The 25923-nt window shown below is 62.2% G+C and carries 24 protein-coding genes; 12 read left to right on the forward strand and 12 right to left on the reverse strand.

Annotated elements, in window-relative coordinates; all coding sequences use genetic code 11:
- From mrdA to FGE05_RS25220, 9 genes are all read left to right on the forward strand, one after another.
- On the forward strand, positions 1 to 1896 hold the full coding sequence (gene mrdA, locus FGE05_RS25180) for a penicillin-binding protein 2 (RefSeq protein WP_139649206.1): 1896 nt from the start codon (positions 1 to 3) through the stop codon (positions 1894 to 1896).
- Between the two features lie 31 nt (positions 1897 to 1927).
- Positions 1928 to 3031 carry a rod shape-determining protein RodA gene (rodA, locus tag FGE05_RS25185; RefSeq protein WP_175364255.1) on the forward strand — a complete coding sequence of 368 codons (1104 nt, stop codon included), beginning with the start codon at positions 1928 to 1930 and terminating at the stop codon, positions 3029 to 3031.
- Between the two features lie 17 nt (positions 3032 to 3048).
- Positions 3049 to 4056, forward strand: a complete 1008-nt coding sequence (gene mltB / locus FGE05_RS25190) for a lytic murein transglycosylase B (RefSeq protein WP_139649210.1) — start codon at positions 3049 to 3051, stop codon at positions 4054 to 4056.
- Positions 4056 to 5081, forward strand: coding sequence for a septal ring lytic transglycosylase RlpA family protein (locus FGE05_RS25195; RefSeq protein WP_041024393.1), 1026 nt, complete (start codon positions 4056 to 4058; stop codon positions 5079 to 5081). The genes mltB and FGE05_RS25195 overlap by 1 nt, the downstream gene beginning before the upstream one ends.
- 169 nt (positions 5082 to 5250) lie before the next feature.
- Entirely contained in the window at positions 5251 to 6408 is a 1158-nt protein-coding gene (locus tag FGE05_RS25200; RefSeq protein ID WP_139649212.1) for a D-alanyl-D-alanine carboxypeptidase family protein, read from the forward strand.
- Positions 6409 to 6487: 79 nt separating this feature from the next.
- The gene (locus FGE05_RS25205) at positions 6488 to 6763 is read left to right on the forward strand and encodes a DUF493 domain-containing protein (RefSeq protein WP_041024391.1); all 276 of its coding nucleotides are present in this window, start codon (positions 6488 to 6490) and stop codon (positions 6761 to 6763) included.
- Positions 6763 to 7410, forward strand: a complete 648-nt coding sequence (gene lipB / locus FGE05_RS25210; protein ID WP_041024390.1) for a lipoyl(octanoyl) transferase LipB — start codon at positions 6763 to 6765, stop codon at positions 7408 to 7410. The genes FGE05_RS25205 and lipB overlap by 1 nt, the downstream gene beginning before the upstream one ends.
- A 1-nt stretch (position 7411) precedes the next feature.
- The gene (gene lipA, locus FGE05_RS25215) at positions 7412 to 8434 is read left to right on the forward strand and encodes a lipoyl synthase (RefSeq protein WP_030140371.1); all 1023 of its coding nucleotides are present in this window, start codon (positions 7412 to 7414) and stop codon (positions 8432 to 8434) included.
- 445 nt (positions 8435 to 8879) lie between these two features.
- Positions 8880 to 9830: an LD-carboxypeptidase gene (locus FGE05_RS25220; protein ID WP_139649214.1), complete on the forward strand. Its 951-nt coding sequence runs from the start codon at positions 8880 to 8882 to the stop codon at positions 9828 to 9830.
- Positions 9831 to 9940: 110 nt separating this feature from the next.
- Here the strand turns inward: FGE05_RS25220 and FGE05_RS25225 are convergent, their stop codons facing one another.
- From FGE05_RS25225 to leuS, 5 genes are all read right to left on the reverse strand, one after another.
- Positions 9941 to 11263, reverse strand: coding sequence for a lytic murein transglycosylase (locus FGE05_RS25225; RefSeq protein ID WP_139649216.1), 1323 nt, complete (start codon positions 11261 to 11263; stop codon positions 9941 to 9943).
- Positions 11264 to 11335: 72 nt separating this feature from the next.
- Positions 11336 to 11500 (reverse strand): alternative ribosome rescue factor ArfA, encoded by a 165-nt coding sequence (gene arfA / locus FGE05_RS25230; protein WP_041022108.1) that lies wholly within the window; start codon positions 11498 to 11500, stop codon positions 11336 to 11338.
- Between the two features lie 256 nt (positions 11501 to 11756).
- Positions 11757 to 12794 (reverse strand): DNA polymerase III subunit delta, encoded by a 1038-nt coding sequence (gene holA / locus FGE05_RS25235; RefSeq protein ID WP_139649325.1) that lies wholly within the window; start codon positions 12792 to 12794, stop codon positions 11757 to 11759.
- Between the two features lie 39 nt (positions 12795 to 12833).
- Positions 12834 to 13439, reverse strand: coding sequence for an LPS assembly lipoprotein LptE (lptE, locus tag FGE05_RS25240; RefSeq protein WP_139649218.1), 606 nt, complete (start codon positions 13437 to 13439; stop codon positions 12834 to 12836).
- A gap of 90 nt (positions 13440 to 13529) precedes the next feature.
- Positions 13530 to 16136: a leucine--tRNA ligase gene (gene leuS / locus FGE05_RS25245; RefSeq protein WP_139649220.1), complete on the reverse strand. Its 2607-nt coding sequence runs from the start codon at positions 16134 to 16136 to the stop codon at positions 13530 to 13532.
- Between the two features lie 292 nt (positions 16137 to 16428).
- Between leuS and FGE05_RS25250 the strand changes: the two genes are divergently transcribed.
- On the forward strand, positions 16429 to 16749 hold the full coding sequence (locus tag FGE05_RS25250; protein ID WP_139649222.1) for a hypothetical protein: 321 nt from the start codon (positions 16429 to 16431) through the stop codon (positions 16747 to 16749).
- A gap of 114 nt (positions 16750 to 16863) precedes the next feature.
- Positions 16864 to 17625 (forward strand): YdcF family protein, encoded by a 762-nt coding sequence (locus tag FGE05_RS25255; protein ID WP_139649224.1) that lies wholly within the window; start codon positions 16864 to 16866, stop codon positions 17623 to 17625.
- Between the two features lie 154 nt (positions 17626 to 17779).
- On the opposite strand, the gene lnt is transcribed toward FGE05_RS25255, so the two are convergent.
- The 5 genes from lnt to miaB all read right to left on the reverse strand — a co-directional run bounded on the left by lnt (position 17780) and on the right by miaB (position 23235).
- Entirely contained in the window at positions 17780 to 19303 is a 1524-nt protein-coding gene (gene lnt / locus FGE05_RS25260) for an apolipoprotein N-acyltransferase (RefSeq protein WP_139649226.1), read from the reverse strand.
- A gap of 27 nt (positions 19304 to 19330) precedes the next feature.
- Complete coding sequence (locus tag FGE05_RS25265; protein WP_024780845.1) at positions 19331 to 20170, reverse strand: HlyC/CorC family transporter; 840 nt, start codon at positions 20168 to 20170, stop codon at positions 19331 to 19333.
- A 40-nt stretch (positions 20171 to 20210) separates the two neighbouring features.
- On the reverse strand, positions 20211 to 20669 hold the full coding sequence (ybeY, locus tag FGE05_RS25270; protein ID WP_139649228.1) for an rRNA maturation RNase YbeY: 459 nt from the start codon (positions 20667 to 20669) through the stop codon (positions 20211 to 20213).
- Positions 20662 to 21669, reverse strand: a complete 1008-nt coding sequence (locus FGE05_RS25275; RefSeq protein ID WP_139649230.1) for a PhoH family protein — start codon at positions 21667 to 21669, stop codon at positions 20662 to 20664. The genes ybeY and FGE05_RS25275 overlap by 8 nt, the downstream gene beginning before the upstream one ends.
- A gap of 237 nt (positions 21670 to 21906) precedes the next feature.
- A complete protein-coding gene (gene miaB / locus FGE05_RS25280; protein WP_176563037.1) occupies positions 21907 to 23235 on the reverse strand; it encodes a tRNA (N6-isopentenyl adenosine(37)-C2)-methylthiotransferase MiaB in 1329 nt (442 codons plus the stop codon).
- 133 nt (positions 23236 to 23368) lie between these two features.
- On the opposite strand from miaB, the gene FGE05_RS25285 reads away from it, so the two are divergent.
- On the forward strand, positions 23369 to 23698 hold the full coding sequence (locus FGE05_RS25285) for a DUF1820 family protein (RefSeq protein ID WP_024780849.1): 330 nt from the start codon (positions 23369 to 23371) through the stop codon (positions 23696 to 23698).
- Between the two features lie 151 nt (positions 23699 to 23849).
- Here FGE05_RS25285 and FGE05_RS25290 read toward each other — a convergent pair whose 3' ends face one another.
- Both FGE05_RS25290 and hemL read right to left on the reverse strand, forming a co-directional pair.
- The gene (locus FGE05_RS25290; RefSeq protein ID WP_139649234.1) at positions 23850 to 24404 is read right to left on the reverse strand and encodes a tetratricopeptide repeat protein; all 555 of its coding nucleotides are present in this window, start codon (positions 24402 to 24404) and stop codon (positions 23850 to 23852) included.
- Positions 24405 to 24621: 217 nt separating this feature from the next.
- Positions 24622 to 25905, reverse strand: a complete 1284-nt coding sequence (gene hemL, locus FGE05_RS25295) for a glutamate-1-semialdehyde 2,1-aminomutase (protein WP_139649236.1) — start codon at positions 25903 to 25905, stop codon at positions 24622 to 24624.
- Between the last annotated feature and the right edge of the window lie 18 nt (positions 25906 to 25923).

Consider the following 25923-nt stretch of genomic DNA (forward strand, 5'->3'; position numbering starts at 1 on the left):
ATGCCTCAGCCGATCCGCATCAAGGACCACGAAAAAGACGCCCGCCTGGTGCGCAGTCGCGTCGTGTTCGGCGCCATTACCGTGGTGACGCTGATCGGCGTGCTGATCGCGCGGCTCTATTTCCTCCAGGTGATCCAGTACGAGTACCACTCGACCCTGTCGGAAAACAACCGTGTGCATGTGCAGCCGATCCCGCCGACCCGCGGGTTGATTTTCGACCGCAATGGCGTGGTGGTGGCCGACAACCGGCCCAGTTTCAGCTTGAGCATGACCCGCGAGCGGTCCGGCGATTGGCAACAGGTGCTGGATGTCATCGTCGAAGTGCTGCAACTGACGCCCGAGGACCGGGCCATCTTCGAGAAGCGCATGCGCCAGGGACGTCGGCCGTTCGAGCCGGTGCCGATCCTGTTCGAGTTGACCGAAGAGCAGATTGCCCTGATCGCGGTGAACCAGTTCCGCCTGCCGGGCGTCGAGGTGGTAGCGCAGTTGGTGCGTCATTATCCCCAGGGGGCGCATTTTGCCCACTCGGTCGGCTACATGGGGCGGATCAACGAGAAAGAGCTCAAGAGCCTCGATCCGGTCAACTACAGCGGTACCCACCACATCGGCAAGACCGGCATCGAGCGCTTCTACGAGCCCGAGCTGCACGGCCAGGTGGGTTACGAAGAAGTCGAGACCAACGCCCGTGGTCGCGTGTTGCGGGTTCTCAAGCGCACCGACCCGATTCCCGGCAAGGACATTGTCCTGAGTCTGGACATCAAGTTGCAGGAAGCCGCCGAAGCGGCCCTGGGCGGACGACGGGGCGCCGTGGTGGCGCTGGACCCGGCCACCGGCGAGGTCCTGGCGATGGTCAGCCAGCCGAGTTTCGACCCGAACCTGTTCGTCACCGGCATCAGCTTCAAGGCCTATGCCGAGTTGCGCGATTCCATCGACCGGCCGCTGTTCAACCGTGTATTGCGCGGCCTCTACCCGCCGGGCTCGACCATCAAACCGGCCGTGGCGATTGCCGGGTTGGACGCCGGCGTGGTGACCGCCTCGAGCCGGGTCTTCGACCCCGGCTATTACATGCTGCCCAACTACGACCACAAGTACCGCAACTGGAACCGTACCGGCGACGGCTATGTGGACCTGGAAACGGCGATCATGCGTTCCAACGACACCTACTTCTATGACCTGGCCCACAAGCTGGGGATCGATCGGTTGTCGTCCTACCTGGGTAAGTTCGGCATCGGCCAGAAAGTCTCCCTGGATATGTTCGAGGAGTCGCCCGGCCTGATGCCTTCCCGGGAATGGAAGCGGGTGACCCGGCGCCAGGCGTGGTTCCCGGGTGAAACCCTGATCCTGGGGATCGGCCAGGGCTACATGCAGGCAACGCCTTTGCAACTGGCCCAGGCCACGGCCCTGGTGGCGAGCAAGGGCAAGTGGCATCGCCCGCACCTGGCCAAGACCATCGAAGGCCAGCCGCCCGTGGACCCGGACCCGATGCCAGACATCGTCCTGCACAATCCGTCGGACTGGCAGAAGGTCAACAACGGCATGCAGCAAGTGATGCACGGTGCCCGGGGTACGGCGCGCAAGGCGGCAATCGGCTCGCCTTATCGCATCGCCGGCAAGAGCGGTACAGCCCAGGTGGTCGCGATCAAGCAGGGCGAGAAGTACGATCGCTCCAAGGTCCAGGAGCGTCACCGCGACCACGCCCTGTTCGTCGGTTTCGCCCCGGCCGACAACCCGAAGATCGTTGTGGCGGTGATGGTCGAGAACGGTGAGTCGGGCTCTGGTGTCGCCGCGCCAGTGGTGCGCCAGGTCATGGATGCCTGGTTGCTGGATGAACACGGCCAGCTCAAGCCTGAGTACGCAAGCCCCACCACCGCGGAGGCTACGGCCCGTGAAGAATAATTTCGACCGGATCCTCTCCAGCGAAGACGTGATGCGCCGTCGCGCCACGCTGTTGCAGCGCATGCACATCGATGGCCCGCTGCTGGTCCTGCTGCTGATCCTGGCCGCGGGCAGCCTGTTCGTGTTGTATTCGGCCAGCGGCAAGAGCTGGGATCTGCTGGCCAAGCAGGCCACCTCGTTCGGCATCGGGCTGGTGTCGATGATCGTCATTGCCCAGCTCGAACCACGTTTCATGGCGCGCTGGGTGCCGCTGGCCTATGTGGTGGGCGTGAGCCTGCTGGTGGTGGTGGACGTGATGGGCCATAACGCCATGGGGGCCACGCGCTGGATCAACATCCCCGGGGTGATCCGCTTCCAGCCTTCGGAGTTCCTGAAGATCATCATGCCGGCGACCATCGCCTGGTACTTGTCCAAGCGTACCTTGCCGCCGCAGCTCAAGCACGTGTGCATCAGTCTGCTGCTGATCGGCATCCCGTTCATCCTGATCGTGCGCCAGCCGGACCTCGGCACTTCACTGCTGATCCTGGCCGGTGGCGCCTTCGTGCTGTTCATGGGTGGGTTGCGCTGGCGCTGGATCCTGAGCGTGGTTGCCATCGCGATACCGGTGTCGGTGGCCATGTGGTACTTCGTGATGCATGACTACCAGAAGCAACGCATCCTGACCTTCCTCGACCCGGAAAGCGACCCGCTGGGCACCGGCTGGAACATCATCCAGTCCAAGGCCGCCATCGGCTCCGGTGGGGTATTCGGCAAGGGCTGGCTGATGGGCACCCAGTCGCACCTGGACTTCCTGCCGGAAAGCCACACCGACTTCATCATCGCCGTGATGGGCGAGGAGTTCGGCCTGGTGGGGATCTGCCTGCTGCTGCTGATCTATCTGTTGCTGATCGGCCGGGGGCTGGTCATCACCGCCCAGGCCCAGACCCTGTTCGGCAAGTTGCTGGCGGGCAGCCTGACCATGACGTTTTTTGTTTACGTTTTCGTCAACATCGGTATGGTCAGTGGCTTGTTGCCGGTCGTAGGAGTGCCGTTGCCCTTCATTAGCTACGGAGGAACTTCGCTGGTGACGCTACTGTCAGCGTTTGGGGTCTTGATGTCGATCCATACCCACCGCAAGTGGATCGCGCAGGTTTGAATAAGGTGAAGAGTTCAATGCAAGCAATGCGTGGCTGGTCGACGCGACATGCGTGGGTCGGCCTGATCAGCCTCCTGGGCGGTGCGTCGCACGCCTTGGCCGGTGATTACGAAGGCTCGCCGCAGGTGGCCGAGTTCGTCGGTGAAATGACCCGCGATTACGGCTTTGCCGGTGAGCAACTGATGGGGGTGTTCCGCGAGGCCGAACGCAAGCAGTCGATCCTCGATGCGATCTCCCGGCCCGCCGAGCGGGTCAAGCAGTGGAGTGAATACCGGCCGATGTTCATCACCGAGGCGCGCATCGCCCGGGGCGTGGATTTCTGGCGCCAGCACGAGGCCGCCCTGACCCGCGCCGAGCAGGAATACGGTGTGCCGGCCCAAGTCATCGTGTCCATCATCGGTGTCGAGACCTTCTTTGGCCGCAATACCGGGAATTTCCGGGTGATCGACGCCCTGTCGACCCTGGGCTTCGATTATCCGCCGCGGGCCGAGTTCTTCCGCAAGGAACTGCGTGAATTCCTGTTGCTGGCCCGCGAGGAGCAGGTCGATCCGCTGACCCTCAAGGGCTCCTATGCCGGGGCCATGGGCCTGCCGCAGTTCATGCCCAGCAGTTTCCGCGCCTATGCGGTGGATTTCGATGGCGATGGCCACATCAATATCTGGACCAACCCCACCGATGCCATCGGCAGCGTTGCCAGCTATTTCAAGCGCCACGGCTGGGAAGCCGGGCAACCGGTGGTCAGCCGTGCCGACGTGCGTGGCGACCAGGTGGACGAGGGCCTGAGCGAGGGCATCGAGCCGACGAAAACCGTCGGGGAGTTGCGGGCGCTGGGCTGGTCGAGTCATGATGCGCTGCGTGACGACATGCCCGTCACCGCCATCCGCCTGGAAGGTGAACAGGGTCCTGAATACTGGATGGGCCTGAAGAATTTCTACGCAATTACGCGTTATAACCGCAGTGTGATGTACGCCATGGCTGTGCATCAACTGTCTGAAGAGCTGGTCAAAGCACGGGGCGTCAAATAATGCAGGCATTGCCTACCTATCAACCCCTGAAAGCCAGGCCCCTGAAGTTCGTGGCACTGGCTGCGCTGTCGCTGTTGGTCGTCAGTTGTTCGACCAGTCGCGCACCGACCCAGAAGAGCTCCACCGCCGTGCGCGCCATGCCGGGCCTGGACATCAACCGTGCCCACAAGGACGGCGCGCCGTGGTGGGACGTGGATGTCTCGCGCATTCCCGACGCCACCCCAACCCTGCACACCGGCCCCTACAAGGCCAACCCTTACACGGTGCTGGGCAAGACCTATTTCCCGATGGCCGACTCCAAGACCTACGTCGCGTCGGGCACGGCGTCCTGGTATGGCACCAAGTTCCATGGCCAGAACACCGCCAACGGCGAGGTGTATGACCTGTACGGCATGAGCGCGGCCCACAAGACGCTGCCGTTGCCCAGTTACGTGCGGGTGACCAACCTGGACAACAACAAGAGCGTGATCCTGCGAGTCAACGACCGTGGGCCGTTCTATTCCGACCGTATCATCGACCTGTCGTATGCGGCGGCGAAAAAACTCGGTTACGCTGAAATCGGCACCGCGCGGGTCAAGGTCGAGGGCATCGACCCGCAGGAGTGGTGGGCCCAGCGTGGCCGTCCGGCGCCTTTGATGCTCAACGAGCCAAAAGTGGCGCAAAATGCCGCGCCGACCGTAACGGCGTCCACCGGCACGGTCGAACAATGGACACCACCGCCGCAGCAACACGCCGCGGCCGTAGTGCCTGTGCAGCTGGATGCAAAAAAAAACGCTTCTGCAACAGCGTCTGGCCAGTATCTGCAAGTGGGCGCGTTCGCCAACCCGGACGCTGCCGAACTGCTCCGCTCGAAGCTGAGCTCGATGGTGAGCGCTCCGGTGTTCATCAGCTCGATCGTGCGCAACCAGCAGACACTGCATCGGGTGCGCCTGGGGCCGATCGGTTCTCCGGGTGAAGTCCAGCAGGTGCAGAACAGCGTGCGCCTGGCCAATCTCGGTTCGCCGAGCCTGGTCACCGCCGAATGATTGATTGAAGGCCCGCTTGCGGTTCGAGCGGGTCCGGTTGTTGGCTCCATGAATAACAAAAGCCCGGCAGGGGTGTGAGTGAGCAACTTGCAAACGCGGCAGCCCGTCAAGAAGGCTGCCTGTTAAGTATTGCCCTTGGGCAGTTTCCATTAGCGATTTCGAGAGACGGATGAATATCACCACCTTTGCCAAACGCCTTTGCCTGCTAGTCCCGCTGCTTCTTTCACCTGCCGCGTTCGCGGCCGAGATGATGCCGGCTCCCCCTCAATTGGCCGCCAAATCCTTTGTGCTCATGGATGCCAGCAGCGGCGAGGTGCTGGTAGAGAACAACGGTGACCAGCGCCTGCCACCAGCCAGCCTGACCAAGCTGATGACCGCCTACATCGCGACCCTGGAAATCCGTCGCGGCCAGATCGGCGAGAACGATCCGGTGACCGTCAGCGAAAACGCCTGGCGCACCGGCGGTTCGCGGATGTTCATCAAGGTCGGCTCGCAGGTGACCGTCAGCGATCTGCTGCATGGCATCATCATCCAGTCTGGCAACGACGCCAGCGTCGCCCTGGCCGAGCACATTGCGGGCAGCGAAGACGCGTTTGCCGACATGATGAACAAGACGGTCGCCGACCTGGGCATGACCAACAGCCACTTCATGAACCCCACTGGCCTGCCGAACCCTGAGCACTACTCGTCGGCGCACGACATGGCGCTCCTGGCCCGGGCGATCATCCACGAAGACCCGGCGCACTACGCCATCTATTCCCAGAAGGAATTCTTCTGGAACGGCATCAAGCAGCCTAACCGTAACCTGTTGCTGTGGCGCGACAAGACCGTCGACGGCTTGAAGACCGGCCACACCGACGAGGCCGGCTACTGCATGGTGTCCTCGGCGGTGCGTGACGGCATGCGCCTGATCGCCGTGGTGTTCGGCACCAGCAGCGAAGTGGCCCGTGCCGCTGAAACCCAGAAACTGCTGACCTACGGTTTCCGCTTCTTCGAAACCCAGACGTTCTACCAGAAGGGCACCGAACTGGCCCAGGCCCAGGTCTGGAAGGGCACCAGCAGCCAGGTCAAAGCCGGCCTGGCCGAAGACCTGACCATGACCCTGCCAAAAGGCCAGCTCAAGAAGCTCGCTGCCAGCATGACGCTGAACCCGCAACTGACCGCCCCCATCGCCAAAGGCGACGTGATCGGTAAGGTTGAAGTCAAACTGGAAGACAAAGTGGTGCACAGCGCCGACTTGATCGCGCTGGACGCGGTCGAGGAAGGTGGTATCTTCCGCCGCATGTGGGATAGCATCCGGCTATTCTTCTACGGCTTGTTCAACTGAATCGAAGGTTGACTGCACGGCCCCGTTCCTGTCCGGTGCGGGGCCTTGTTCGTTTTCACGTCTACGAGGCCGTTACGCCATGACAGACTCAGAAGTAAAGGCGCCAAAGATCGAATTTCCCTGCAAGGACTATCCGATCAAAGTGATTGGCGACACCGGAGTGGGCTTCAAGGACAAGGTCGTTGCCATTCTGGAGAAACACGCCACCGTCGATCTCCTGACCCTGGCCGAGCGCCAGAGCAGCAATGGCAAGTACACGACGATCCAGTTGCACATCGTTGCTACCGGCCAGGAGCAGCTGTACGACATCAATAGCGAGCTGCGGGCGACCGGCGTCGTGCACATGGTGTTGTGATGCCGGGCACGCTGGGCTTTCGCGAGCTGGGTCAGATGGCTTACGAGCCGGTCTGGCATGCCATGCAGCGCTTCACCAACGAACGAGGCAACACCGCCGAAGACGAAGTCTGGCTGGTGGAGCACCCGCCGGTGTTCACCCAGGGCCAGGCCGGCAAGGCCGAGCACCTGCTGCTGCCGGGGGATATTCCGGTGGTGAAGGTCGACCGGGGCGGGCAGGTGACTTACCATGGCCCCGGCCAGCTGGTTGCCTACCTGCTGCTGGATGTGCGCAAGCTGGGGTTCGGTGTGCGTGAGCTGGTGACGCGCATGGAAACCTGCCTGATCGAGCTGCTGGCCAGCTATGGTGTCACGGCGCAGGCCAAGCCGGATGCGCCGGGGGTCTACGTCGACGGGGCGAAAATCGCCTCCCTGGGCCTGCGGATCCGCCACGGTTGTTCGTTTCACGGCCTGGCGTTGAACGTGGACATGGACCTTTCGCCGTTTCGACGGATTAATCCCTGTGGTTACGCGGGGCTGGCGATGACCCAGCTGCGCGATCACACAGGATCGATTGAATTTGCCGAGGTAAGTGCCCGGCTGCGCGCGCAGCTCGTCAAACACCTCGACTATGCTGAGCAGACGACCCTCACGGGCGGAATCGACTGATATGACTACTGATGCAGTGCAAACCATGATCCCGACGCAGGACGTTACCGAGCGTCCGGCCCCACGTGCCAAGGTTGAGGCGGGCGTCAAGCTGCGCGGCGCCGAGAAGGTTGCGCGCATCCCGGTCAAGATCATCCCGACCACCGAATTGCCGAAGAAGCCGGACTGGATCCGCGTGCGCATTCCGGTGTCCCCGGAAGTCGACCGTATCAAGGCCCTGCTGCGCAAGCACAAGCTGCACAGCGTCTGCGAGGAAGCTTCCTGCCCGAACCTGGGCGAGTGCTTCTCCGGCGGCACCGCGACCTTCATGATCATGGGTGACATCTGCACCCGTCGCTGCCCGTTCTGCGACGTCGGCCACGGCCGTCCGAAACCACTGGACGTCAATGAGCCGGAGAGCCTGGCCATCGCCATTGCCGATCTTAAGCTCAAGTATGTGGTCATCACCTCGGTGGACCGCGACGACCTGCGTGACGGCGGTGCCCAGCACTTTGCCGATTGCATCCGTGAAATCCGCAAGCTGTCGCCGAACGTGCAGCTCGAGACGCTGGTGCCGGACTATCGCGGTCGCATGGACATCGCCCTGGAAATCACCGCCGCCGAGCCGCCGGATGTGTTCAACCACAACCTGGAAACCGTGCCGCGCCTGTACAAGGCTGCGCGTCCGGGTTCGGACTACCAGTGGTCGTTGACCTTGCTGCAGCGCTTCAAGCAGATGATGCCGCACATTCCGACCAAGTCTGGCTTGATGCTGGGCCTGGGCGAGACCGACGAGGAAGTTATCGAGGTCATGAAGCGCATGCGTGAACATGACATCGATATGCTGACCCTGGGTCAGTATCTGCAACCTTCGCGTAGTCACTTGCCGGTGCAGCGGTTCGTGCATCCGGATACCTTTGCCTGGTTTGCCGAGGAAGGGTACAAGATGGGCTTCAAGAACGTGGCTTCGGGGCCGTTGGTACGGTCTTCGTATCATGCTGATGAGCAGGCTAAGTTGGTCAAGGCGGAGTTGTTGGGGGGCTGATCGTAGGGGGGTATATCCGTTGCTGCGGTAACGGCCACTTAGGGTTCCGCCCTTACGGCGGCTTACTTTTTTTCAAACGCCAAAAAAAGTAAGCAAAAAAGGCTTGGCCCCACCACTCGGTGCCTCGCCTAGGCTCGGCATGCCCTCACTCCGGCATTGCTCCATGGGCCCGCCGCGAAGGGCCATCCATGGCCCCGCGCGGCTAACCCGGCATCCATGCCGGGTTACCCACTACGCGATGCCTGCGTTCGGCCAGCGTGGTTAACGGGGCCTGAAGATCAAAAGCAAAGCAAAGCAAAAGCAAAAGCAAAGTGGTTCAGCTGATCTGTCTTTGAAGCGTACGTGCTCCCCCTGTGGGAGCGAGCCTGCTCGCGATAGCGGTGACTCAGTTTGCATGAAGCAACGGATCTGCAAACCAATCTGACCCCCACAGGGAACCCCACGAATGCCCCTTCACCCCACCCAAACCCTGTGTCCCCACCAACCTGTCCCAGCGTTGCCATCCGAAGGGCTGATCGGTGTGATCGCACCCGCCGGTCCCGCCCCGCTGGACACGGATAAGGCGGTGCAATGGATGCGCGCCCGTGGTCATGAGCTGCGGATATTCCCGGGTGTCTATGAGAAGGACGGTTACCTGGCCGGCAGTGACGATATGCGACTCAACGATCTGCACGGGGCCTTCGCCGACCCGGAGGTCAACGCCATCATTTGCCTGCGCGGCGGCTATGGTACGCCACGTCTGCTGGACCGCGTCGACTTCGAACTCTTGCGGCGCAACGCCAAGCCTTTCGTCGGCTACAGCGATATCACCGCGCTGCACCTGGCTATCAGCCGTTACGCGGGGTTCGTCACCTTCCACGGGCCGCTGCTCAATGCCGATCTCCTGGGGGACAAGGAACCGCCTACGGTTACCTCGTTTTTCAGTCTGCTGCGTGGGCAATTGAAGGCGGGCAGTGTACTGAGCCATCCCGAGGCTTATCCACTGACCGCGGTTGAGCCTGGCGTCGCCCAGGGGCGCCTGTTGGGGGGCAATCTGTCGATCATTGCGGCGACCATGGGCACGCCTTATCAGATCGACGCCGAAGGGGTGATCCTGTTCATCGAGGACGTCAACGAACCGCTGTATCGGATCGACCGATTGCTGACGCAGCTCCGGTTGGCCGGCACGTTGCAGAAGTTGCGTGGGGTGCTGGTGGGCGACGTGGCCGGGGTGGATGGCGAGGCGTTGAACCGGTTGCTCAAGCAGACCTTCGGGCCGTTGCGGATACCGGTGCTGTCCGGCTGGCGCAGTGGCCATTGCGATCCGAACCTGACCTTGCCCCTGGGGGCGTTGGTGAGGCTGGATGCGGGGGAGAAGAGGTTGGTGTTGGAGCAGGATGTGGTGGTGGGGCGGTAGTTCGGCGTTGATTGGAGGTCAGTCTTCGCGAGCAGGCTCGCTCCCACATTGAAATGCAATTCCCTGTGGGAGCGAGCCTGCTCGCGAAGCGCCAGCCGCCATACGGCGACTCAACGCTTGCGCAGGTTCTCCAGCAACTGGTGCGTCGGATACCCATCCGCCGGCCAACCGAGCGCCTGCTGGGCGCTGCGAATCGCTTTGCGGGTGTTGGCACCGATGATGCCGTCGGGGTTGCCAGCATCGTATTGATGCTGAGCCAGCAATGTCTGCAGTTCGATGCGCTCGGTGCGGCTCAGCGGCAGGTCGTCCTTGGGCCACTGGCCATAGACCAGCCCGCCACCCGCGAAGCGCTCCGACAACAGCCCAACCGCCAATGCGTAGGATGACGAGTTGTTGTACTTGAGGATGGCGCGGAAGTTGTCGAATACCAGGAACGCCGGGCCTCGGTAGCCAGCCGGTAGCAGCAGCGCTGCCGGCAGTTGCCGATCACCCGGAGGAATCGGCATGCCGTCGTAGGTGGATACGCCCAGCCGCATCCATTCGGAGAACGGCTTACGAGTCGTGCCGTCGGCCAGGGAGTAGTCGAACCCTTCTTTGAGTTCTACCTCGAACCCCCACGGCTGACCGCGTTGCCAGCCTGAGCTTTGCAGGTAATGCGCGGTCGAGGCCAGGGCGTCGGTGGAGCTGCCCCAGATGTCGCGGCGGCCATCGCCGTCGAAGTCCACCGCATGGGTGTTGTACGTGGTGGGGATGAACTGGGTCTGGCCCATGGCGCCAGCCCAGGAACCGAGCATTTTTTCCGGGGCGATATCACCCTGTTGCAGGATTTGCAGCGCGGCGATCAGCTGTGCCTGGGCGAAGCCTGGGCGTCGGCCTTCATAGGCCAGGGTCGCCAGGGAGTTGATGACGGACTTGGTGCCCTGGAATTGGCCGAAGTTGCTCTCCATGCCCCACACGGCCACCAGCGCCTCGCGATCAACACCGTAGCGCTGCTCGATGCTTTGCAGGATCTGGGCGTTCTGTTGAATCAGCGTCTTGCCTTTGTTGACCCGAAGCGGCGATAGCGCGCCATCGAGGTATTCCCACACGGGGCGGGTGAATTCCGGCTGGCTGCGATCGGCCTTGATCACACTCATGTCGGGGCTCACGCCGATAAAGGCGCGATCGAACAGGTCGGCGCGGATCCCGGCGGCCAGTGCTTCCTTGCGGAAGCCGGCCTGCCATTCGGCGAAGGTCTGGGTCGGGACGAGGTCCAGGTTTTCACCGGTTGGCACCACCGGCGGGACCATGGCCGGGGCGGTCACGGCAGGAACGGTCTGGAGCGGTTGGGCATCGGCGGCGGTGGGTTTTTCTGCGCAGGCGACAAGCAGTGCGAAGCTTGTGGCGGCAATCAATTGGCGCAGTGGCCAGCGGCGGGTAAGGCAAAAGGGCATGCAGGGGTCCAGAAATGCAAATCAGGTGCTGACCTTATCATGGGCAGGGTGCAAAGGGCTTGTCCGGATGTTTCAGGCCGCCATAAAGCAAGAAGCCTCCCAGTTGTCAGACTGGAAGGCTTCGCGGCGGTAGCTGCCTTTGCCCTTGGCGGGCCGTTCCTGGCGGCTGCGGAACAGGGGCTGGGCGATGATGGACTTGGCCTTGTTGGGGCCATGCTTGGATGGCTTTTTGCTCATGCTTGGATCTCTCGTGGGTGGGTTTTGCGAGGATAATCATGGGGCAGCGTTGGGGGGCTGTCCAGTCCTTGCAGGCTGGAGGAAATGTGTGCGGAAGTTGCGGCCAGCGAGCTTTGTGGCGAGGGAGCTGTGGGAGCAAGGCTTGCCCGCGACAAAGCTGACGCGGTTTGTCCTTGAACCGAGGCGCCTGTGTCGCGAGCAAGCTGTGCTCCCACAGCAGCTCCCTCGCCACAAAGGCATCTGGCAGAGCGATAGATTATTCGGCGGGCAACGCCAGTCGCTGGCCGGCCATCAGCAGGGACAGGCGACTGAGGCTCATCCATGGCGATCCGGCAGCCTGGCCCTTGATCTGTGCGTCGATGCGCTGGGCCTCCAGCAGCAATTGCGCCCAGCGCGGCGCCGAGTAACGTTGCAGGGCCTTGCTCATCAGCGGCTTGCGTTTGTCCCACACTGGCGGACGGGCCTGGCTGAAGGCTTTGTCCAGCGGTACGCCCTGGCTGTATTGCAATGACAGGTTCGCCAGCAGGCGCAGCTCCCGGGCCAGGGCCCAGAGGATCACCGGCGGCTCGACGCCTTCGCCACGCAGGCCCTCAAGCATGCGCAGGGCATGGGCGGCTTCGCCGTTGAGGATCGCATCGGTCAACCCGAAGACGTCGAAACGCGCGCTGTCGGCCACGGCGGCCTGCACCGTTTCCACGGTGATCTGGCCGCCCTCGGCCATCAGCTTGAGCTTTTCGATTTCCTGGGCGGCAGCCAGCAGGTTGCCTTCGACCCGGGCGGCGATCAGCTCCACTGCATCCTGACTGGCCGACAGGCCGGCCTGGGACAGGCGCTGGCGGATCCAGCTTGGCAGTTGGCTGACGTCCACCGGCCAGATCTGCACGAACTGGGTTTGCGGGCCTTCGACCAGGGCTTTGCCCCATTTGGTCTTTTGCGCGCTGCCGTCGAGTTTCGGCAGGCTGATGAGCAACACCGTGTCCTCGGCCGGCCTCGAGCAGTACTCGATCAGCGCGGCAGCGCCCTTGTCACCGGGTTTGCCAGAAGGCAAGCGCAGTTCCAGCAGGCGCTTTTCGGCAAACAGCGACATGCTCGCCCCGGCCTGCAGCAACGTGCCCCAATCGAAATTGGCGTCGGCGGCGAACACCTGGCGTTCGTCAAAGCCTTGCTGGCGGGCGGCAGAGCGAATGGCGTCGGCGGCTTCCTGGCACAACAGCGGATCATCGCCGCTGATGACATAGACCGGCGCGAGGGCGCCTTGCAGGTGTTTGCCGAGTTGTGCGGGGGCGAGTTTCATAAGAGAAGGCATGCGGGGCGCCGGAGCGCCCCACGAAGCTTATTCAGCCGGGATTTGCATAGGCGACTGCTGCGGAGTTTCCGCTTCAGCCTTGCGTGCCGCTTCCAGTGCCTCGGCCTCAGCCTTGGCCTTGGCGTCGGCGGTCTGTTGCAACTGTTCCAGCTGGGGCAGGCTCAGCTGTTGCAGGCGCAGCATCATGCGCTGGACGAGGTCGCGGCGCATTTCTTCGCGTACCTCGGTCGACTCCTGGTCGGAACCGGTGATGTTGTTGCCGTCATGCAGGTAGACCTTCTGCACCTGGAGCTTGTCTTCCAGCAGCAACAGGTTGTTCTGGCCGCGGATCTCATAGTTCAGCACGCTGTTCAGTTCATACTCGGCGGAACGACCGGCACCGGCGTAGCTCAGGCTGCGCTGGGTTTGTTGTTCACGGGTCAACACCAGCTTGTAGGGCGCACCGCTATAGACTTTCACCCCGCTGTTTTCCAGCGTCGAACGCAGCATCTTCACCGTGGCCCCGTAGGCATCGCGTGCACTGAGGTCCAGTTCAGTGATGGCCAGCTCGGTGGTGCCGGTGCCGCGCAGCTGGAAGCCGCAGGCGCTCAGCAGAACCGTCAGGCACATGACCAGCAGATTACGTTTCATCATCTTGTTGCTCCCCTTGAAACCTATGGGCCGGCAATGCGGCCCCGGCAGGTCATATTCGGCGCCGGGTCCCTGACCCGGCGCCCGATCCAATTAGCTTGCGACGATGTTGACCAGTTTGCCGGGCACGACGATCACCTTGCGGATTGTCAGGCCATCGACGAAGCGCAACACGTTTTCATTGACCCGTGCGGCCGCTTCGACTTCTTCGCGCGTTGCGGTGGCCGGCATTTCGATCTGGCCGCGCAGCTTGCCGTTGACCTGGATGACCAGGGTCAGGCTGTCCTGCACCAGCGCGCTTTCGTCCACCACCGGCCAGCCAGCGTCGATCACCGGGGCCGCGTGGCCCAGTTGGTTCCACAGCTCGTGGCTGATATGCGGCGTGATAGGCGCCAGCAACAGCGTCACGGCTTCGAGGCCTTCGTGAAGCAGCGCGCGATCCTGTTCGGTCGCCTGCGCGGCCTTTTCCAGCACATTCATCAGGGTCATCACCTGGGCGATGGCGGTGTTGAACTTGTGGTTCTGGCCGACGTCATGGCTGGCCTGCTTGATGGCCAGGTGGATCGATCGGCGAATGGCTTTCTGTTCGTCGTTCAGGCTTGCCACATCCAGTTTTCCTGGCAGGCCCTGGACGACGTGAGCCTGGGCCAGGCGCCAGACGCGCTTGAGGAAGCGGTGCGAACCTTCGACGCCGGAGTCAGACCACTCCGCGCTCATGTCGGGTGGCGAGGCGAACATCATGAACAGGCGGCAGGTGTCTGCGCCGAACTGGTCGATCATCGACTGTGGGTCGACGCCGTTGTTCTTCGACTTGGCCATTTTCTCGGTGCCGCCGATTTCCACCGGCAGGCCGTCTGCGATCAGTTTGGCGCTGATGACCTTGGCTTTGCTGTCGCGTTCGAGTTCGACGTCGGCCGGGTTGAACCAGGTATAGGCACCGTTGGCTTCGCGGCGATAGTAAGTCTCGGCGACCACCATGCCCTGGGTCAGCAGGTTCTTGAACGGCTCGTTGGAGCTCACCAGGCCTTCGTCACGCATCAGCTTGTGGAAGAAGCGCGCGTAGAGCAGGTGGAGAATGGCGTGTTCGATGCCGCCGATGTACTGATCCACCGGCAACCAGTGGTCGGCGGCGGATTTTTCCACCAGGCCGCCGGTGTAGTGCGGCGAGGCGTAGCGGGCGTAGTACCACGAGGACTCGACGAAGGTGTCCATGGTGTCGGTTTCACGCTTGGCCGGCGCGCCGCATTTCGGGCAGTTGCACTCGTAGAACTCGGGCATGCGTGCCAGGGGCGAACCGGCGCCGTCGGGTACGACGTCTTCCGGCAGGACCACGGGCAGTTGATCTTCCGGTACCGGTACGTCACCGCAGGCACCGCAATGCACGATCGGGATCGGACAGCCCCAGTAACGCTGGCGGCTGATGCCCCAGTCGCGCAGGCGGAACTGGGTGCGGGAGGCGCCCAGGTTCTTCTTGATCAGGGCTACTTCGATGGCGTCGAACGCGCCGGCGAAATCCAGGCCGTCGAATTCACCGGAGTTGATCAGTTCGCCGTGTTCACCGTAGGCGTCCTGCCAAGGGGCTGGGGTCTGGTCGCCGGCGCTGGTGCGGACCACGGTCTTGACCGGCAGGTTGTACTTGTGGGCGAACTCGAAATCGCGCTCGTCGTGGGCCGGTACCGCCATGACGGCGCCGTCGCCGTAGTGCATCAGCACATAGTTGGCGACCCACACCGGGAGTTTTTCACCGGTCAGGGGGTGCTCGACGAAAAGCGAGGTCGGCACGCCTTTCTTTTCCTGGGTGGCGACGTCGGCTTCGGCGACGCTGCCGCCCTTGCATTCGGCAATGAACGCCTGCAGCGCGGGGTCGTTCTGTGCCGCCAGGGTCGCCAACGGATGCTCGGCGGCCACGGCCACATAGGTGGCGCCCATCAGGGTGTCCGGACGGGTGGTGAAGACCTTCAGGGTGCCGGCTTCGCCAATGGAGGCGACGTCGTACGGGAATTGCACTTCCATGCCCCGGGACTTGCCGATCCAGTTGCGCTGCATGGTCTTGACCTGCTCGGGCCAGCCGGTCAGTTCGTCGAGGCTCTCCAGCAGTTCATCCGCGTAGGCGGTGATCTTGAAGTAGTACATCGGGATTTCGCGCTTTTCGATCAGCGCGCCGGAACGCCAGCCGCGACCGTCGATCACTTGCTCGTTGGCCAGTACGGTCTGGTCCACCGGGTCCCAGTTCACGGTGCCGTTCTTGCGGTAGATCACGCCTTTTTCGAACAGGCGGGTGAACAGCCATTGTTCCCAGCGGTAATAGTCGGGCTTGCAGGTGGTGACTTCCCGGGACCAGTCCACCGCCAGGCCCAGGCTGCGCAGCTGGGACTTCATGTAGGCGATGTTTTCATAGGTCCATTTGGCGGGCGCGACGTTGTTCTTCATCGCGGCGTTTTCCGCCGGCATGCCGAAGGCGTCCCAACCCATGGGTTGCAGGACGTTCTTGCCCTGCATGCGCTGGTAGCGGGAAATCACGTCGCCGATGGTGTAGTTGCGCACGTGCCCCATGTGCAGCTTGCCGCTGGGGTAAGGGAACATCGACAGGCAGTAGTAGGTTTCCTTGCCTGGCTGTTCACTGACTTCAAAGGACTTTTGCTCGTCCCAGAAAGACTGGGCGGCGGCTTCGATTTCACGGGGCTGATAGTGTTCGTGCATGGCTACTTTTGTACTGAATGGGGTGGCCCAATCCTCTTCGTTGCCATGCTGGACGCGGACGACGCCGAATGCGGCGCTTTCGATGCCCAGCGGAGCTGGAAGTGGAGTTACAGGAAGCGCCGTAGCATACATGACCGCACTCTGCGGAGGGAAACCCTGATTGCGTGTCGGGCAGTGTCGACAGCCGGTGCCGCCGGGCGTTCAGGGCCGTTGGTCGCGGCGTCCTGCCGGTTTGCCCAGCGAAGCTAAGCTTCTCAATGGGGAGTGAGTCTTATCTTCAATGAGGTGAGGGATGGTTGAATCACAACGAGAAGTCGCTACACCAGAGTTGTATGAAAAGCTGATCGATCGTCTCGGGGTGGCCCTGGACGCTGCAAGAACCGCCGGGCGCTTGCGTAATGAACGTCCGGTAGAGCTGGAACTGCGTGGCTTGAGCCCCGCAGAGTTCGAACTGGTCAAGGCTTACCTCGAACAGGTCGGACATCAGGCCCGCACAAGCGGGGTCCAGGTACTCCAGCGTCTTGATGCGCCCCATTCGGCCAAGGTTGTCTGGCTCAAGGATCGGACGCCCGACAAAGATGCTGTAAAAGTCCGGTCGCTGCAGTTCAAGTAAAGCCGGATACACGCGTTTCGCTTTTTTTGGTCCAGGCTTGATTCAGGCTTCTTTCGAATCAGTTGTCGCTTTGCGTCAATCCACCTAGGCTTCGGGCATCTTTGGAGATGCCCGATGCCATTTCGCTATTTCATCAAACAATTGTTGCTGCCGCCCGGCATTCTTTTGCTGCTGCTGGCGCTTGCCTGGTGGTGGCGCAACTCTCGGCCGCGCCTGGCCCGCGTATGTTTTATCGCTGGGTTCGGCGGTTTCTGGCTGATGAGCCTGCCCGTGGCGGTGCAATGGAGTGCAGAGGCGCTGGAGCGTGAGCCGCCGTTGTCGCTGAGTGAATGGGCGACCCTGGCCCAGCGTGCCGATGCCATCGTGGTATTGGGCTCGGGCCGCGAGCGCGGCGACCTGGCCTGGGGCGCCGACCAGCCCACCGGTGTCGGGTTGGAGCGCCAGCGTTACGCCGCGCGACTGGCCAAGGCGTCTGGATTACCCGTGCTGACGTCCGGCGGCTTGCATTATGGCACGCCGCCCAGCGAGGCAAAGCTGATGGCCGATTCGATGTTGGATGATTTTGGCGTCACCGTGCGCTGGCAAGAGGGGCTCAGCCGCACTACCTGGGAAAACGCGCAGATGAGTGCCGGGATCCTCCAGCCGGAAGGGATCCGTCGCGTCGTGGTGGTGACCCAGGCGTGGCATATGCCGCGAGCTGTCTGGAGCTTCCAGCGAGCCGGGTTCGAAGTGGTCGCTGCACCGGTGGGCTTCCTGGGGCAGGACAATGCCCGGCCGCTGGGCGGCTGGATGCCGGAGTTCAAGTCGATCTGGCAGTCGGGACAGTTGATGAATGAGGCGGTGGGGTTGGTGGGGTATTGGTTGTTTTACCGCTGAAGAGAACGGAGCCTCAAGGGGCCGATCAGTCAAGCCACAAACCTGTGGGAGCAAAGCTTGCTCGCGATTGCGCTAAGTCAGTCAGCAATAATGTTGACTGATCTGTCGCTATCGCGAGCAAGCTTTGCTCCCACAAGGGAGATTCGCAAGTCGGTTAAACGGTCTTGGCGATCCGGCTGGTCACCAGCGCCCAACCCAGCAGCAGGACGCACAGGATGATCAGCGGCCACGAGCGCCATTGCAGGTACGGCGTCAATTCATGCATCGGCACCACTTCGCCGTACAGGATGCCGCGTTCGAATTGCGGGATCCGGGTGGTGATCTGGCCGAAGGGGTTGATCAGGCCGGTCACGCCGTTGTTGGTGGCGCGAATCATCCAGCGACCGGCTTCCAGGGCGCGCATCTGGGCCATTTGCAGGTGTTGCAGTGGGCCGATCGAGGTGCCGAACCAGGTGTCGTTACTGATGGTCAGCAGCAGGTCGCTGCGGGCCGAGAGGCCGGCGGCGAACTCCGGATACACCACCTCATAACAGATGAACGGTGCGATCTGGTAACCCTTGGCTTGCAGCAACGGCTGATCGGCCGGACCCCGGGCGAAGTCCGACATGGGCAGGTCGAAGAAGGCGATCAGGCCGCGCAGCAGGTCCTGCAAGGGCACATACTCGCCGAACGGCACCAGTTTCTGCTTCAGGTAAGTGCCGTCACCTTCGCCGGTCACGGTGATGCCGTTGAAGTAGCGTTTCTCATGACGTACCAACTGGCGAATCGGGACGCCGGTGATCAGCGCCGAATGCCGCTCGGCAGCGAAACTGCCCATCATGTCCAGGTAGCCCTGGGCAGATTCCTTGAGCACCGGGACCGCGGTTTCCGGCCAGATCAGCAGATCGACGCGCTTGGAGGTAAAGCTCATGTCGCGGTACAGCGCCAGTTGGGCGTTGAGCTGTTCCGGATCCCACTTCATGCTCTGTTCGATGTTGCCCTGGATGGCGGCAACGCTGAGCGGGTCGCCCGAGGGGCTGGTCCAGGCATGGCCCTTGAGTGCCATGCCGGCCACCCATGGGCCGATCAGCAGGACCATGCCCGCTGCGATCAAGCCCTTGCGTCCGGCGCGGATCAAGCGGGGAGTGTTGTACAGCAGGGCGGCGGTCAGGGCCAGGGTGAAGGAAATCAGCCACATCCCACCCACCGGCGCGAGACCGGCCAAGGGGCCGTCGAGCTGGCTATAACCGGAATAGAGCCATGGGAAGCCGGTGAGGAACCAGCCGCGAAAGGCTTCCTGGCCCAGCCACAGTGCGGCGAATGCCAGGGCGTCAGCCAGCGGGGCTTCATTGCGCCGCAGCCAGCGCGCCCAAAGCCAGGCGGGCAGGGCGAAGAACCAGGCGATGGCGGCCACGAACAACAGCATCAACAGCCCGGCGAGCAACACCGAGGCGCCACCGAAGTTATGGATACTGACGTAGATCCAGCTGGTGCCCGCACCAAACAGGCCAAAACCGAAGCACCAGCCCCGGCCCAGGGCCTGGCGTGGCGAAAGTTCGCGCAGCCCGGCATAGAAAAGTCCGACCGCCAGCAATGCCAGCGGCCAGATGTCGAACGGTGCCAGGGCCAGGGTGGTGATCGCACCGGCCGCCACGGCCAGCAGGTTACCGGGCCAGCCGGGGCGGGTTATCCAGCGCATGTGTGTCCTTAGCGGGTCTCGCAGGGGTTATCGGCCAATGGGTGACAGGCGCAGCAGGTGGATCCGGCGGCTGTCGGCGTTCAGGATGCGGAAGCGCCAGGAACCGATTTCCGTGGTTTCGTTGCGCTTGGGCAGGTGCCCGAAAGCGCTCATCACCAGGCCGCCGACGGTGTCGAATTCGTCGTCGGAGAATTGGCTGTCAAAGAATTCGTTGAAGTTCTCGATCGGCGTCAGGGCCTTGATCAGGAAGTCGCCGCTGGGCAGTGGCTTGATGTAGCTGTCTTCTTCGACATCGTGCTCGTCCTCGATGTCGCCGACGATCTGCTCGAGCACGTCCTCGATGGTGACCAATCCGGCCACGCCGCCGTACTCGTCGATGACGATGGCCATGTGGTTGTGGTTGGCGCGAAACTCACGCAGCAGCACGTTCAGGCGCTTGGACTCGGGCACGAAGGTGGCCGGGCGCAGCAAGTCCTTGATATTGAAGCTGTCGCCGTTTTCCTGAAGGATCAGTGGCAGCAGATCCTTGGCCAGCAGCACGCCCATGACGTCGTCATGGCTCTCGCCGATCACCGGGTAGCGCGAGTGGGCGGAGTCGACCACGGCCGGCAGGAATTCACGGGGTGTCTGGGTCGCCTTGATGCTGACCATCTGCGAGCGCGGAACCATGATGTCCCGTACTTGCAGGTCAGCGACCTGAATGGCGCCTTCGACGATGGCCAGCGCTTCGCTGTCCAGCAGTTTGTTCTGGTGTGCATCGCGCAGCAGCTCCAGCAGCTCCTGGCGGTTTTTCGGCTCATGGGCAAAAGCCTGGGTGAGCTTGCCCAGCCATGACTTCTGCCCGTTGCTCGATCGATCTTCGCTCATAGCGATTACTCTGAATCCTTTGTCGTTACAGGTTGATGTATCAGTGTTCGTCGCCGGCGTAGGGGTCGGAATGACCCAGCTCTGCAAGCAACGTTCGTTCCAGTGCTTCCATTTCTTCGGCTTCGTCATCTTCAATATGGTCGTAACCAAGCAGATGCAAGCAGCCGTGAATGACCAGATGAGCCCAGTGGGCTTCGGAAGGTTTGCCTTGTTCCGTGGCTTCGCGCTCCACCACCGGGACGCAGATTACCAGGTCCCCCAGCAGCGGGATGTCGAGCAGTTCGTCGGGGACGTCGGCGGGAAAGGACAGCACGTTGGTCGCGTAGTCTTTCTGGCGCCAGGTATGGTTCAGCTCGCGGCCTTCGGGTTCGTCCACCAGGCGGATCGTCAGTTCCGAGTCGGCGCTGCGCTGACGCAGGGCCAGCTCGCACCACTGGCGGAACTGGATTTCGCTGGGGACGGCGTGGGCGCTGGCCAGTTGCAGGTCAAGTTCAAGCATCTTGGCGGCTGCCTTTGCTTTCGTGCATATCCTCGGCGCGCTGCTCGAAGCGCTCGTAGGCCTCGACGATGCGCTGCACCAATGGATGGCGCACGACGTCCTTGGGCAGGAAATGCGTGAAGCTGATGCCTGGCACGTCCTTGAGCACCTGGATCACATGGTTCAGCCCGGACTTGGTGCCCCGGGGCAGGTCGACCTGAGTGATGTCCCCGGTGATGACGGCGGTGGAGCCAAAGCCGATCCGGGTCAGGAACATTTTCATTTGCTCGACGGTGGTGTTCTGGCTCTCGTCGAGGATGATGAAACTGTTGTTCAGGGTCCGGCCACGCATGTAGGCCAGCGGTGCAACTTCGATGACCTGGCGCTCGATCAGCTTGGCGACGTATTCGAAGCCGAGCATTTCATACAGCGCGTCATAGAGAGGGCGCAGGTAAGGGTCGATTTTCTGGCTCAGGTCGCCGGGCAGGAAGCCGAGTTTTTCCCCAGCTTCGACCGCCGGACGCACCAGCAGGATGCGCCGCACCTGTTCGCGTTCCAGGGCATCGACCGCGCAAGCCACGGCCAGGTAGGTCTTGCCCGTACCGGCCGGGCCGATACCGAAATTGATGTCGTTGCCCAGGATTTCCTTCACGTAGCGCTGCTGATTCAAGCCGCGAGGGCGAATCATGCCTTTCTTCGTACGTAGGGCCACGGCAGGTTCCGCGGGGGTGTGGTTGTCGAGCTCTTCGACGGCCGACTCCTGCAGGAACAGGTGGACGGTGTCCGGCGACAGCTCGCTCCCCTTGGTTTCCCGGTAGAGACGGCGCAGCAGGTTTTCCGCGGAGGTGGTGTGCTTGGGTTCGCCGATCAGCTCGAACTGGTTTCCGCGGTTGCGGATCTCGATGGCCAGGCGCTGTTCGATCAAGCGCAGATGCTCGTCGAATTGCCCGCACAGATTGGCGAAGCGGCGAGCCTCGAAGGGCTCGAGAATGAAACGATGGGGTTCGATGGGTGCGTTCAAGGTCGTTTTTAGCCGCCCAGGGGCAATTGATATGAAATCAAGGATAACGCCAGTAGGCTGGGTGCGAAAGCTCTTAAACAGGCGAATCCGATCACAGGGTTGGCACAACCCATAGTGGGAGCAAGGCTTGCCCGCGATGAAAGCACCGCAACCTTGCTGAAGATCGCGCTGCCTTGATCGCGGGCAAGCCTTGCTCCCACAGGTCTTGCTTGCACAGGCAATAGTGTTTTGAAAAGGTTACTGGATCAACGAGCCCCGCAGGGAATGCGGTTGCGCGGAGTCGATGTGCACGTCGGCGAACTGGCCGATCAGGGCCGGGGTGTCGCAGCGGAAATTGACGATGCGATTGTTTTCGGTCCGGCCTTGCAGTTCGCCCGGGTCTTTTTTCGAATAATCGGTGACCAGAATCCGTTGGGTGGAGCCGACCATTTGTCGGCTGATCTCGAAACCCTGCTGGTTCAGACGGTGTTGCAAGGCGTTGAGCCGCTCTTTTTTCAGTTCTTCGGGGGTATCGTCCGCCAAGTCGGCCGCCGGGGTGCCAGGGCGCTGGCTGTAGACGAACGAGTAGGAAAAGTCGAAACCCACTTCTTCGATCAGCTTCATGGTCTGTTGGAAGTCTTTCTCGGTTTCCCCGGGAAAGCCCACGATGAAGTCCGAACTGATGCAGATTCCCGGCACCGCCGCTCGCAGTTTGCGCAGCTTGGACTTGTACTCCAGTGCCGTGTGGTTGCGCTTCATGGCCGCCAGGATCCGGTCGGAGCCCGACTGCACCGGCAGGTGCAGGTGCTTGACCAGCTCGGGGACCTCGGCATGGGCGCGGATCAGGCTGTCGGAGAACTCCAGCGGATGGGAGGTGGTGTAGCGAATGCGGTCGATGCCGTCCACCGCCGCCACCACGCGGATCAGCTCGGCGAGGTCCGCGAGCCGTCCGTCGTGGGTCTGGCCGCGATAGCCGTTGACGTTCTGCCCCAGCAGCGTCACTTCCCGCACGCCGTTTTCCGCCAGGTGAATGATCTCGGCGATCACGTCGTCGAAGGGGCGGCTGACTTCTTCGCCCCGGGTATAGGGCACTACGCAGAACGTGCAGTACTTGCTGCAGCCTTCCATGACCGAGACGTAGGCACTCGGGCCGTCGATACGCGGCTCGGGCAGGTGGTCGAATTTCTCGATTTCCGGGAACGAAACGTCCACCTGCGGCAGTCTGGTGACACGGGCCGCGTCGATCATCTCCGGCAGGCGGTGCAGGGTCTGTGGGCCGAAGACCACGTCTACATAGGGGGCACGGTCACGAATGGCAGCGCCTTCCTGGCTGGCCACGCAACCGCCCACGGCGATGACCATTTCCGGGTTGGCCAGCTTCAATTCGCGCCAGCGGCCGAGCTGGGAATAGACCCGGTCCTGGGCACGTTCGCGGATCGAACAGGTGTTGAGCAGGATCACGTCCGCGTCTTCGGCGCGTGCGGTGACCTCCAGGGCCTGGTGCTCACCCAGCAGATCGACCATGCGCGAGCTGTCGTACTCGTTCATCTGGCAACCGTGGGTTTCGATGTAAAGCTTCTTGGCCATGGAGGGAGTCATCACGTGATTCAAAGAACCGCGCATTATAGGGAACAAGTCCCGCGGTTCCTACCGCTGTGCGAGCAGTGGCTATGCTATAGTTCGCGCCCTCATTTTTACCTGCCGATGTGTTTCGCCCGCCATGACCAAACGTGAAGCTCCAATCTACAAGGTGATTTTCCTCAACCAGGGCCAGGTGTTCGAAATGTACGCCAAGCAGATCTATCAAAGTGATCTGTGGGGCTTTCTGGAGGTGGAAGAGTTCGTCTTTGGCGAGCGCACGCAAGTGGTCGTCGACCCGAGCGAAGAAAAGCTCAAGGCGCAGTTCGAAGGCGTGGTGCGCAGTTTCGTGCCGATGCATTCGATCGTACGCATCGACGAAGTCGAACGCCTGGGCACCCCGAAAATCAGCGAAGCCCGGGGTACGGTCGGCAATGTGATGCCGTTTCCGATGCCGATGCCTGAGAAGTAAATCTGGCTTTTGTGGCGAGGGGATTTATCCCCGCTGGGCTGCGCAGCAGCCCCAAAAAACTTGTAGCCGACCAGAAATATCGAGGGGGTAGGGTTAGGGCCGCTTCGCGCCCCAGCGGGGATAAATCCCCTCGCCACAGGGGACCTTGGATTCAGGGCAGGGGCGAGAAGGGCGTGCGCCCATCGGCGTTCTGCAGTTCCATCAGGTATTTGCGGAAGATCTGCCCCAGCACCTGGGTCGCAACTTCCAGTTCGGCACGGGGCATCTGCTCGGCGACTTCGTCGGCGGTGTCCAACGCATCTTCGGCGCCGTTGACCGCCGCCATCTTCAATACGATGTAGGCCTGGACGTTATTGGCCGGTACGCCTTCGCCATGGAAGAACATGCCGCCCAGCTTGAATTGTGCCTGGGCATGGCCCTGCAGCGAGGCTTTTTCGAAATAGTTGAGGGCTTGCTTGAGGTCGCGTGGCGCGCCCTTGCCTTCATAGTAGAACTCGCCCAACTCGTATTGCGCTTGTGCATCGCCTGCGTCCGCCGCTTTTTGACAGGCGTCGAGTGCCGGTGCGAGATCTTGTGGCTGGGTATTGAGCGTGCAACGGCCCACCGCCGGGATCAACAACGAGTTACCGCCTGCTTGTGCATTCGCGAGCAGCGGCTGAAGGAGCAACAGGCAGCCCAGGGCAAGGGTGCGGCCGGTGCGGTTCATGGGAATCGACTTACCTCTGAGGGGCGCGCGGACCCTCCGGGGGATCCAATAAGCGCGCATTATGAAATAAGCAGGGCCATCCTTACAAAGTCTTTACTCGTTTTTCTGCTGCCAGAGCGTGTCGATGACTGCTTTATAGATCAATACGTAGGAAAAGAGACGAAACGTGTCGGTAATCGCTGACGCCGGTGTCAGCCAGCGTCAGTTATCCACAGGCTTACTTCATGGCGGCGAAGGCCCGCTCGGCCGCGTCGAGGGTGATCTTCAACTCGGCCTCGCCATGGGCGATGGAGGTGAAGCCGGCTTCGAACGCACTCGGCGCCAGATAGACGCCGCCCTCGAGCATCAGGTGGAAGAAGCGCTTGAAGCGATCCGCGTCGCTGGCCATCACGTCTTCGAACGTCACGATGTCGTCGGCGCCACTGAAATACAGGCCGAACATGCCGCCGGCCTGGGTGGTCACGAACGGGATGCCGGCCGCGTCGGCGCGCATCTGCAGGCCGTCGAGCAGGCGGGTGGTGAAATCGGTCAGTTCGGCGTGGAAGCCCGGCCGGCTGATCAGGCGCAGCGTGGTCAGGCCGGCGGCCATGGCCAGCGGGTTGCCCGACAGCGTGCCGGCCTGGTAGACCGGGCCCAGTGGCGCGATGCATTCCATGATGGCGCGTTTGCCGCCGAAGCAGCCCACCGGCATGCCGCCGCCGATGATCTTGCCGAAGGTGCTCAGGTCCGGCGTCACGCCGTAATGGGCCTGGGCACCGCCGAGGGCGACACGGAAACCGGTCATCACTTCGTCGAAGATCAAGACCACGCCGTGTTTGTCGCACAGGTTACGCAAGCCTTCGAGGAAGCCCGGCGCCGGCGGTACGCAGTTCATGTTGCCGGCCACTGGCTCGACGATGATGCAGGCCACTTCCTGGCCAACCTCTGCGAGCATCTTTTCGACTTCTTCGAGGTCGTTGAACGGCAGGGTCAGGGTGTGTTTGGCGAACGCCGCCGGTACACCGGCGGAACTCGGCACGCCCTGGGTCAGCGCACCGGAACCGGCCTTGACCAGCAGGCTGTCGGAGTGACCGTGGTAGCAACCTTCGAACTTGATGATGCTGTCGCGACCGGTGTAGCCCCGTGCCAGGCGGATCGCGCTCATGGTCGCCTCGGTGCCGGAGCTGACCATGCGCACCATCTCCATCGACGGCACGATGGCGCAGACCAGGTCGGCCATTTCGGTTTCCATGGCGGTCGGGGCGCCATAGGACAGACCGTGTTCCAGCTGTTTGCGCACGGCGTCCAGCACCTCTGGATGACTGTGGCCCAGGATCATCGGACCCCACGAGCCCACGTAATCCACATAGCGCTTGTCGTCTTCGTCGGTTACATAGGCGCCTTCGGCGTGTTTGAAGAACAACGGGGTGCCGCCGACGCTCTTGAATGCACGGACGGGGGAGTTCACGCCGCCGGGGATATGTTTCTGGGCGTTGGCAAAAAGGGTTTCGGAACGGGACATGGTCGGTCTCTCGAAAAC

The organism is Pseudomonas sp. ICMP22404, from assembly GCF_006227205.1.
Lineage (GTDB): Bacteria > Pseudomonadota > Gammaproteobacteria > Pseudomonadales > Pseudomonadaceae > Aquipseudomonas.

Bases quoted from the DNA above. Each gene is read 5' to 3' on its own strand.
- rodA (WP_175364255.1), top strand. From the start codon at position 1,928: ATGCGCCGTCGCGCCACGCTGTTGCAGCGCATGCACATCGATGGCCCG.
- miaB (WP_176563037.1), bottom strand. From the start codon at position 23,235: ATGGCCAAGAAGCTTTACATCGAAACCCACGGTTGCCAGATGAACGAG.
- FGE05_RS25195 (WP_041024393.1), top strand. From the start codon at position 4,056: ATGCAGGCATTGCCTACCTATCAACCCCTGAAAGCCAGGCCCCTGAAG.
- lnt (WP_139649226.1), bottom strand. From the start codon at position 19,303: ATGCGCTGGATAACCCGCCCCGGCTGGCCCGGTAACCTGCTGGCCGTG.
- FGE05_RS25285 (WP_024780849.1), top strand. From the start codon at position 23,369: ATGACCAAACGTGAAGCTCCAATCTACAAGGTGATTTTCCTCAACCAG.
- leuS (WP_139649220.1), bottom strand. From the start codon at position 16,136: ATGCACGAACACTATCAGCCCCGTGAAATCGAAGCCGCCGCCCAGTCT.
- hemL (WP_139649236.1), bottom strand. From the start codon at position 25,905: ATGTCCCGTTCCGAAACCCTTTTTGCCAACGCCCAGAAACATATCCCC.
- lipA (WP_030140371.1), top strand. From the start codon at position 7,412: ATGACTACTGATGCAGTGCAAACCATGATCCCGACGCAGGACGTTACC.
- holA (WP_139649325.1), bottom strand. From the start codon at position 12,794: ATGAAACTCGCCCCCGCACAACTCGGCAAACACCTGCAAGGCGCCCTC.
- FGE05_RS25250 (WP_139649222.1), top strand. From the start codon at position 16,429: ATGGTTGAATCACAACGAGAAGTCGCTACACCAGAGTTGTATGAAAAG.
- mltB (WP_139649210.1), top strand. From the start codon at position 3,049: ATGCAAGCAATGCGTGGCTGGTCGACGCGACATGCGTGGGTCGGCCTG.
- FGE05_RS25220 (WP_139649214.1), top strand. From the start codon at position 8,880: ATGCCCCTTCACCCCACCCAAACCCTGTGTCCCCACCAACCTGTCCCA.
- FGE05_RS25255 (WP_139649224.1), top strand. From the start codon at position 16,864: ATGCCATTTCGCTATTTCATCAAACAATTGTTGCTGCCGCCCGGCATT.
- FGE05_RS25290 (WP_139649234.1), bottom strand. From the start codon at position 24,404: ATGAACCGCACCGGCCGCACCCTTGCCCTGGGCTGCCTGTTGCTCCTT.
- lptE (WP_139649218.1), bottom strand. From the start codon at position 13,439: ATGATGAAACGTAATCTGCTGGTCATGTGCCTGACGGTTCTGCTGAGC.
- mrdA (WP_139649206.1), top strand. From the start codon at position 1: ATGCCTCAGCCGATCCGCATCAAGGACCACGAAAAAGACGCCCGCCTG.
- FGE05_RS25265 (WP_024780845.1), bottom strand. From the start codon at position 20,170: ATGAGCGAAGATCGATCGAGCAACGGGCAGAAGTCATGGCTGGGCAAG.
- arfA (WP_041022108.1), bottom strand. From the start codon at position 11,500: ATGAGCAAAAAGCCATCCAAGCATGGCCCCAACAAGGCCAAGTCCATC.
- FGE05_RS25205 (WP_041024391.1), top strand. From the start codon at position 6,488: ATGACAGACTCAGAAGTAAAGGCGCCAAAGATCGAATTTCCCTGCAAG.
- lipB (WP_041024390.1), top strand. From the start codon at position 6,763: ATGCCGGGCACGCTGGGCTTTCGCGAGCTGGGTCAGATGGCTTACGAG.
- FGE05_RS25200 (WP_139649212.1), top strand. From the start codon at position 5,251: ATGAATATCACCACCTTTGCCAAACGCCTTTGCCTGCTAGTCCCGCTG.
- FGE05_RS25225 (WP_139649216.1), bottom strand. From the start codon at position 11,263: ATGCCCTTTTGCCTTACCCGCCGCTGGCCACTGCGCCAATTGATTGCC.
- ybeY (WP_139649228.1), bottom strand. From the start codon at position 20,669: ATGCTTGAACTTGACCTGCAACTGGCCAGCGCCCACGCCGTCCCCAGC.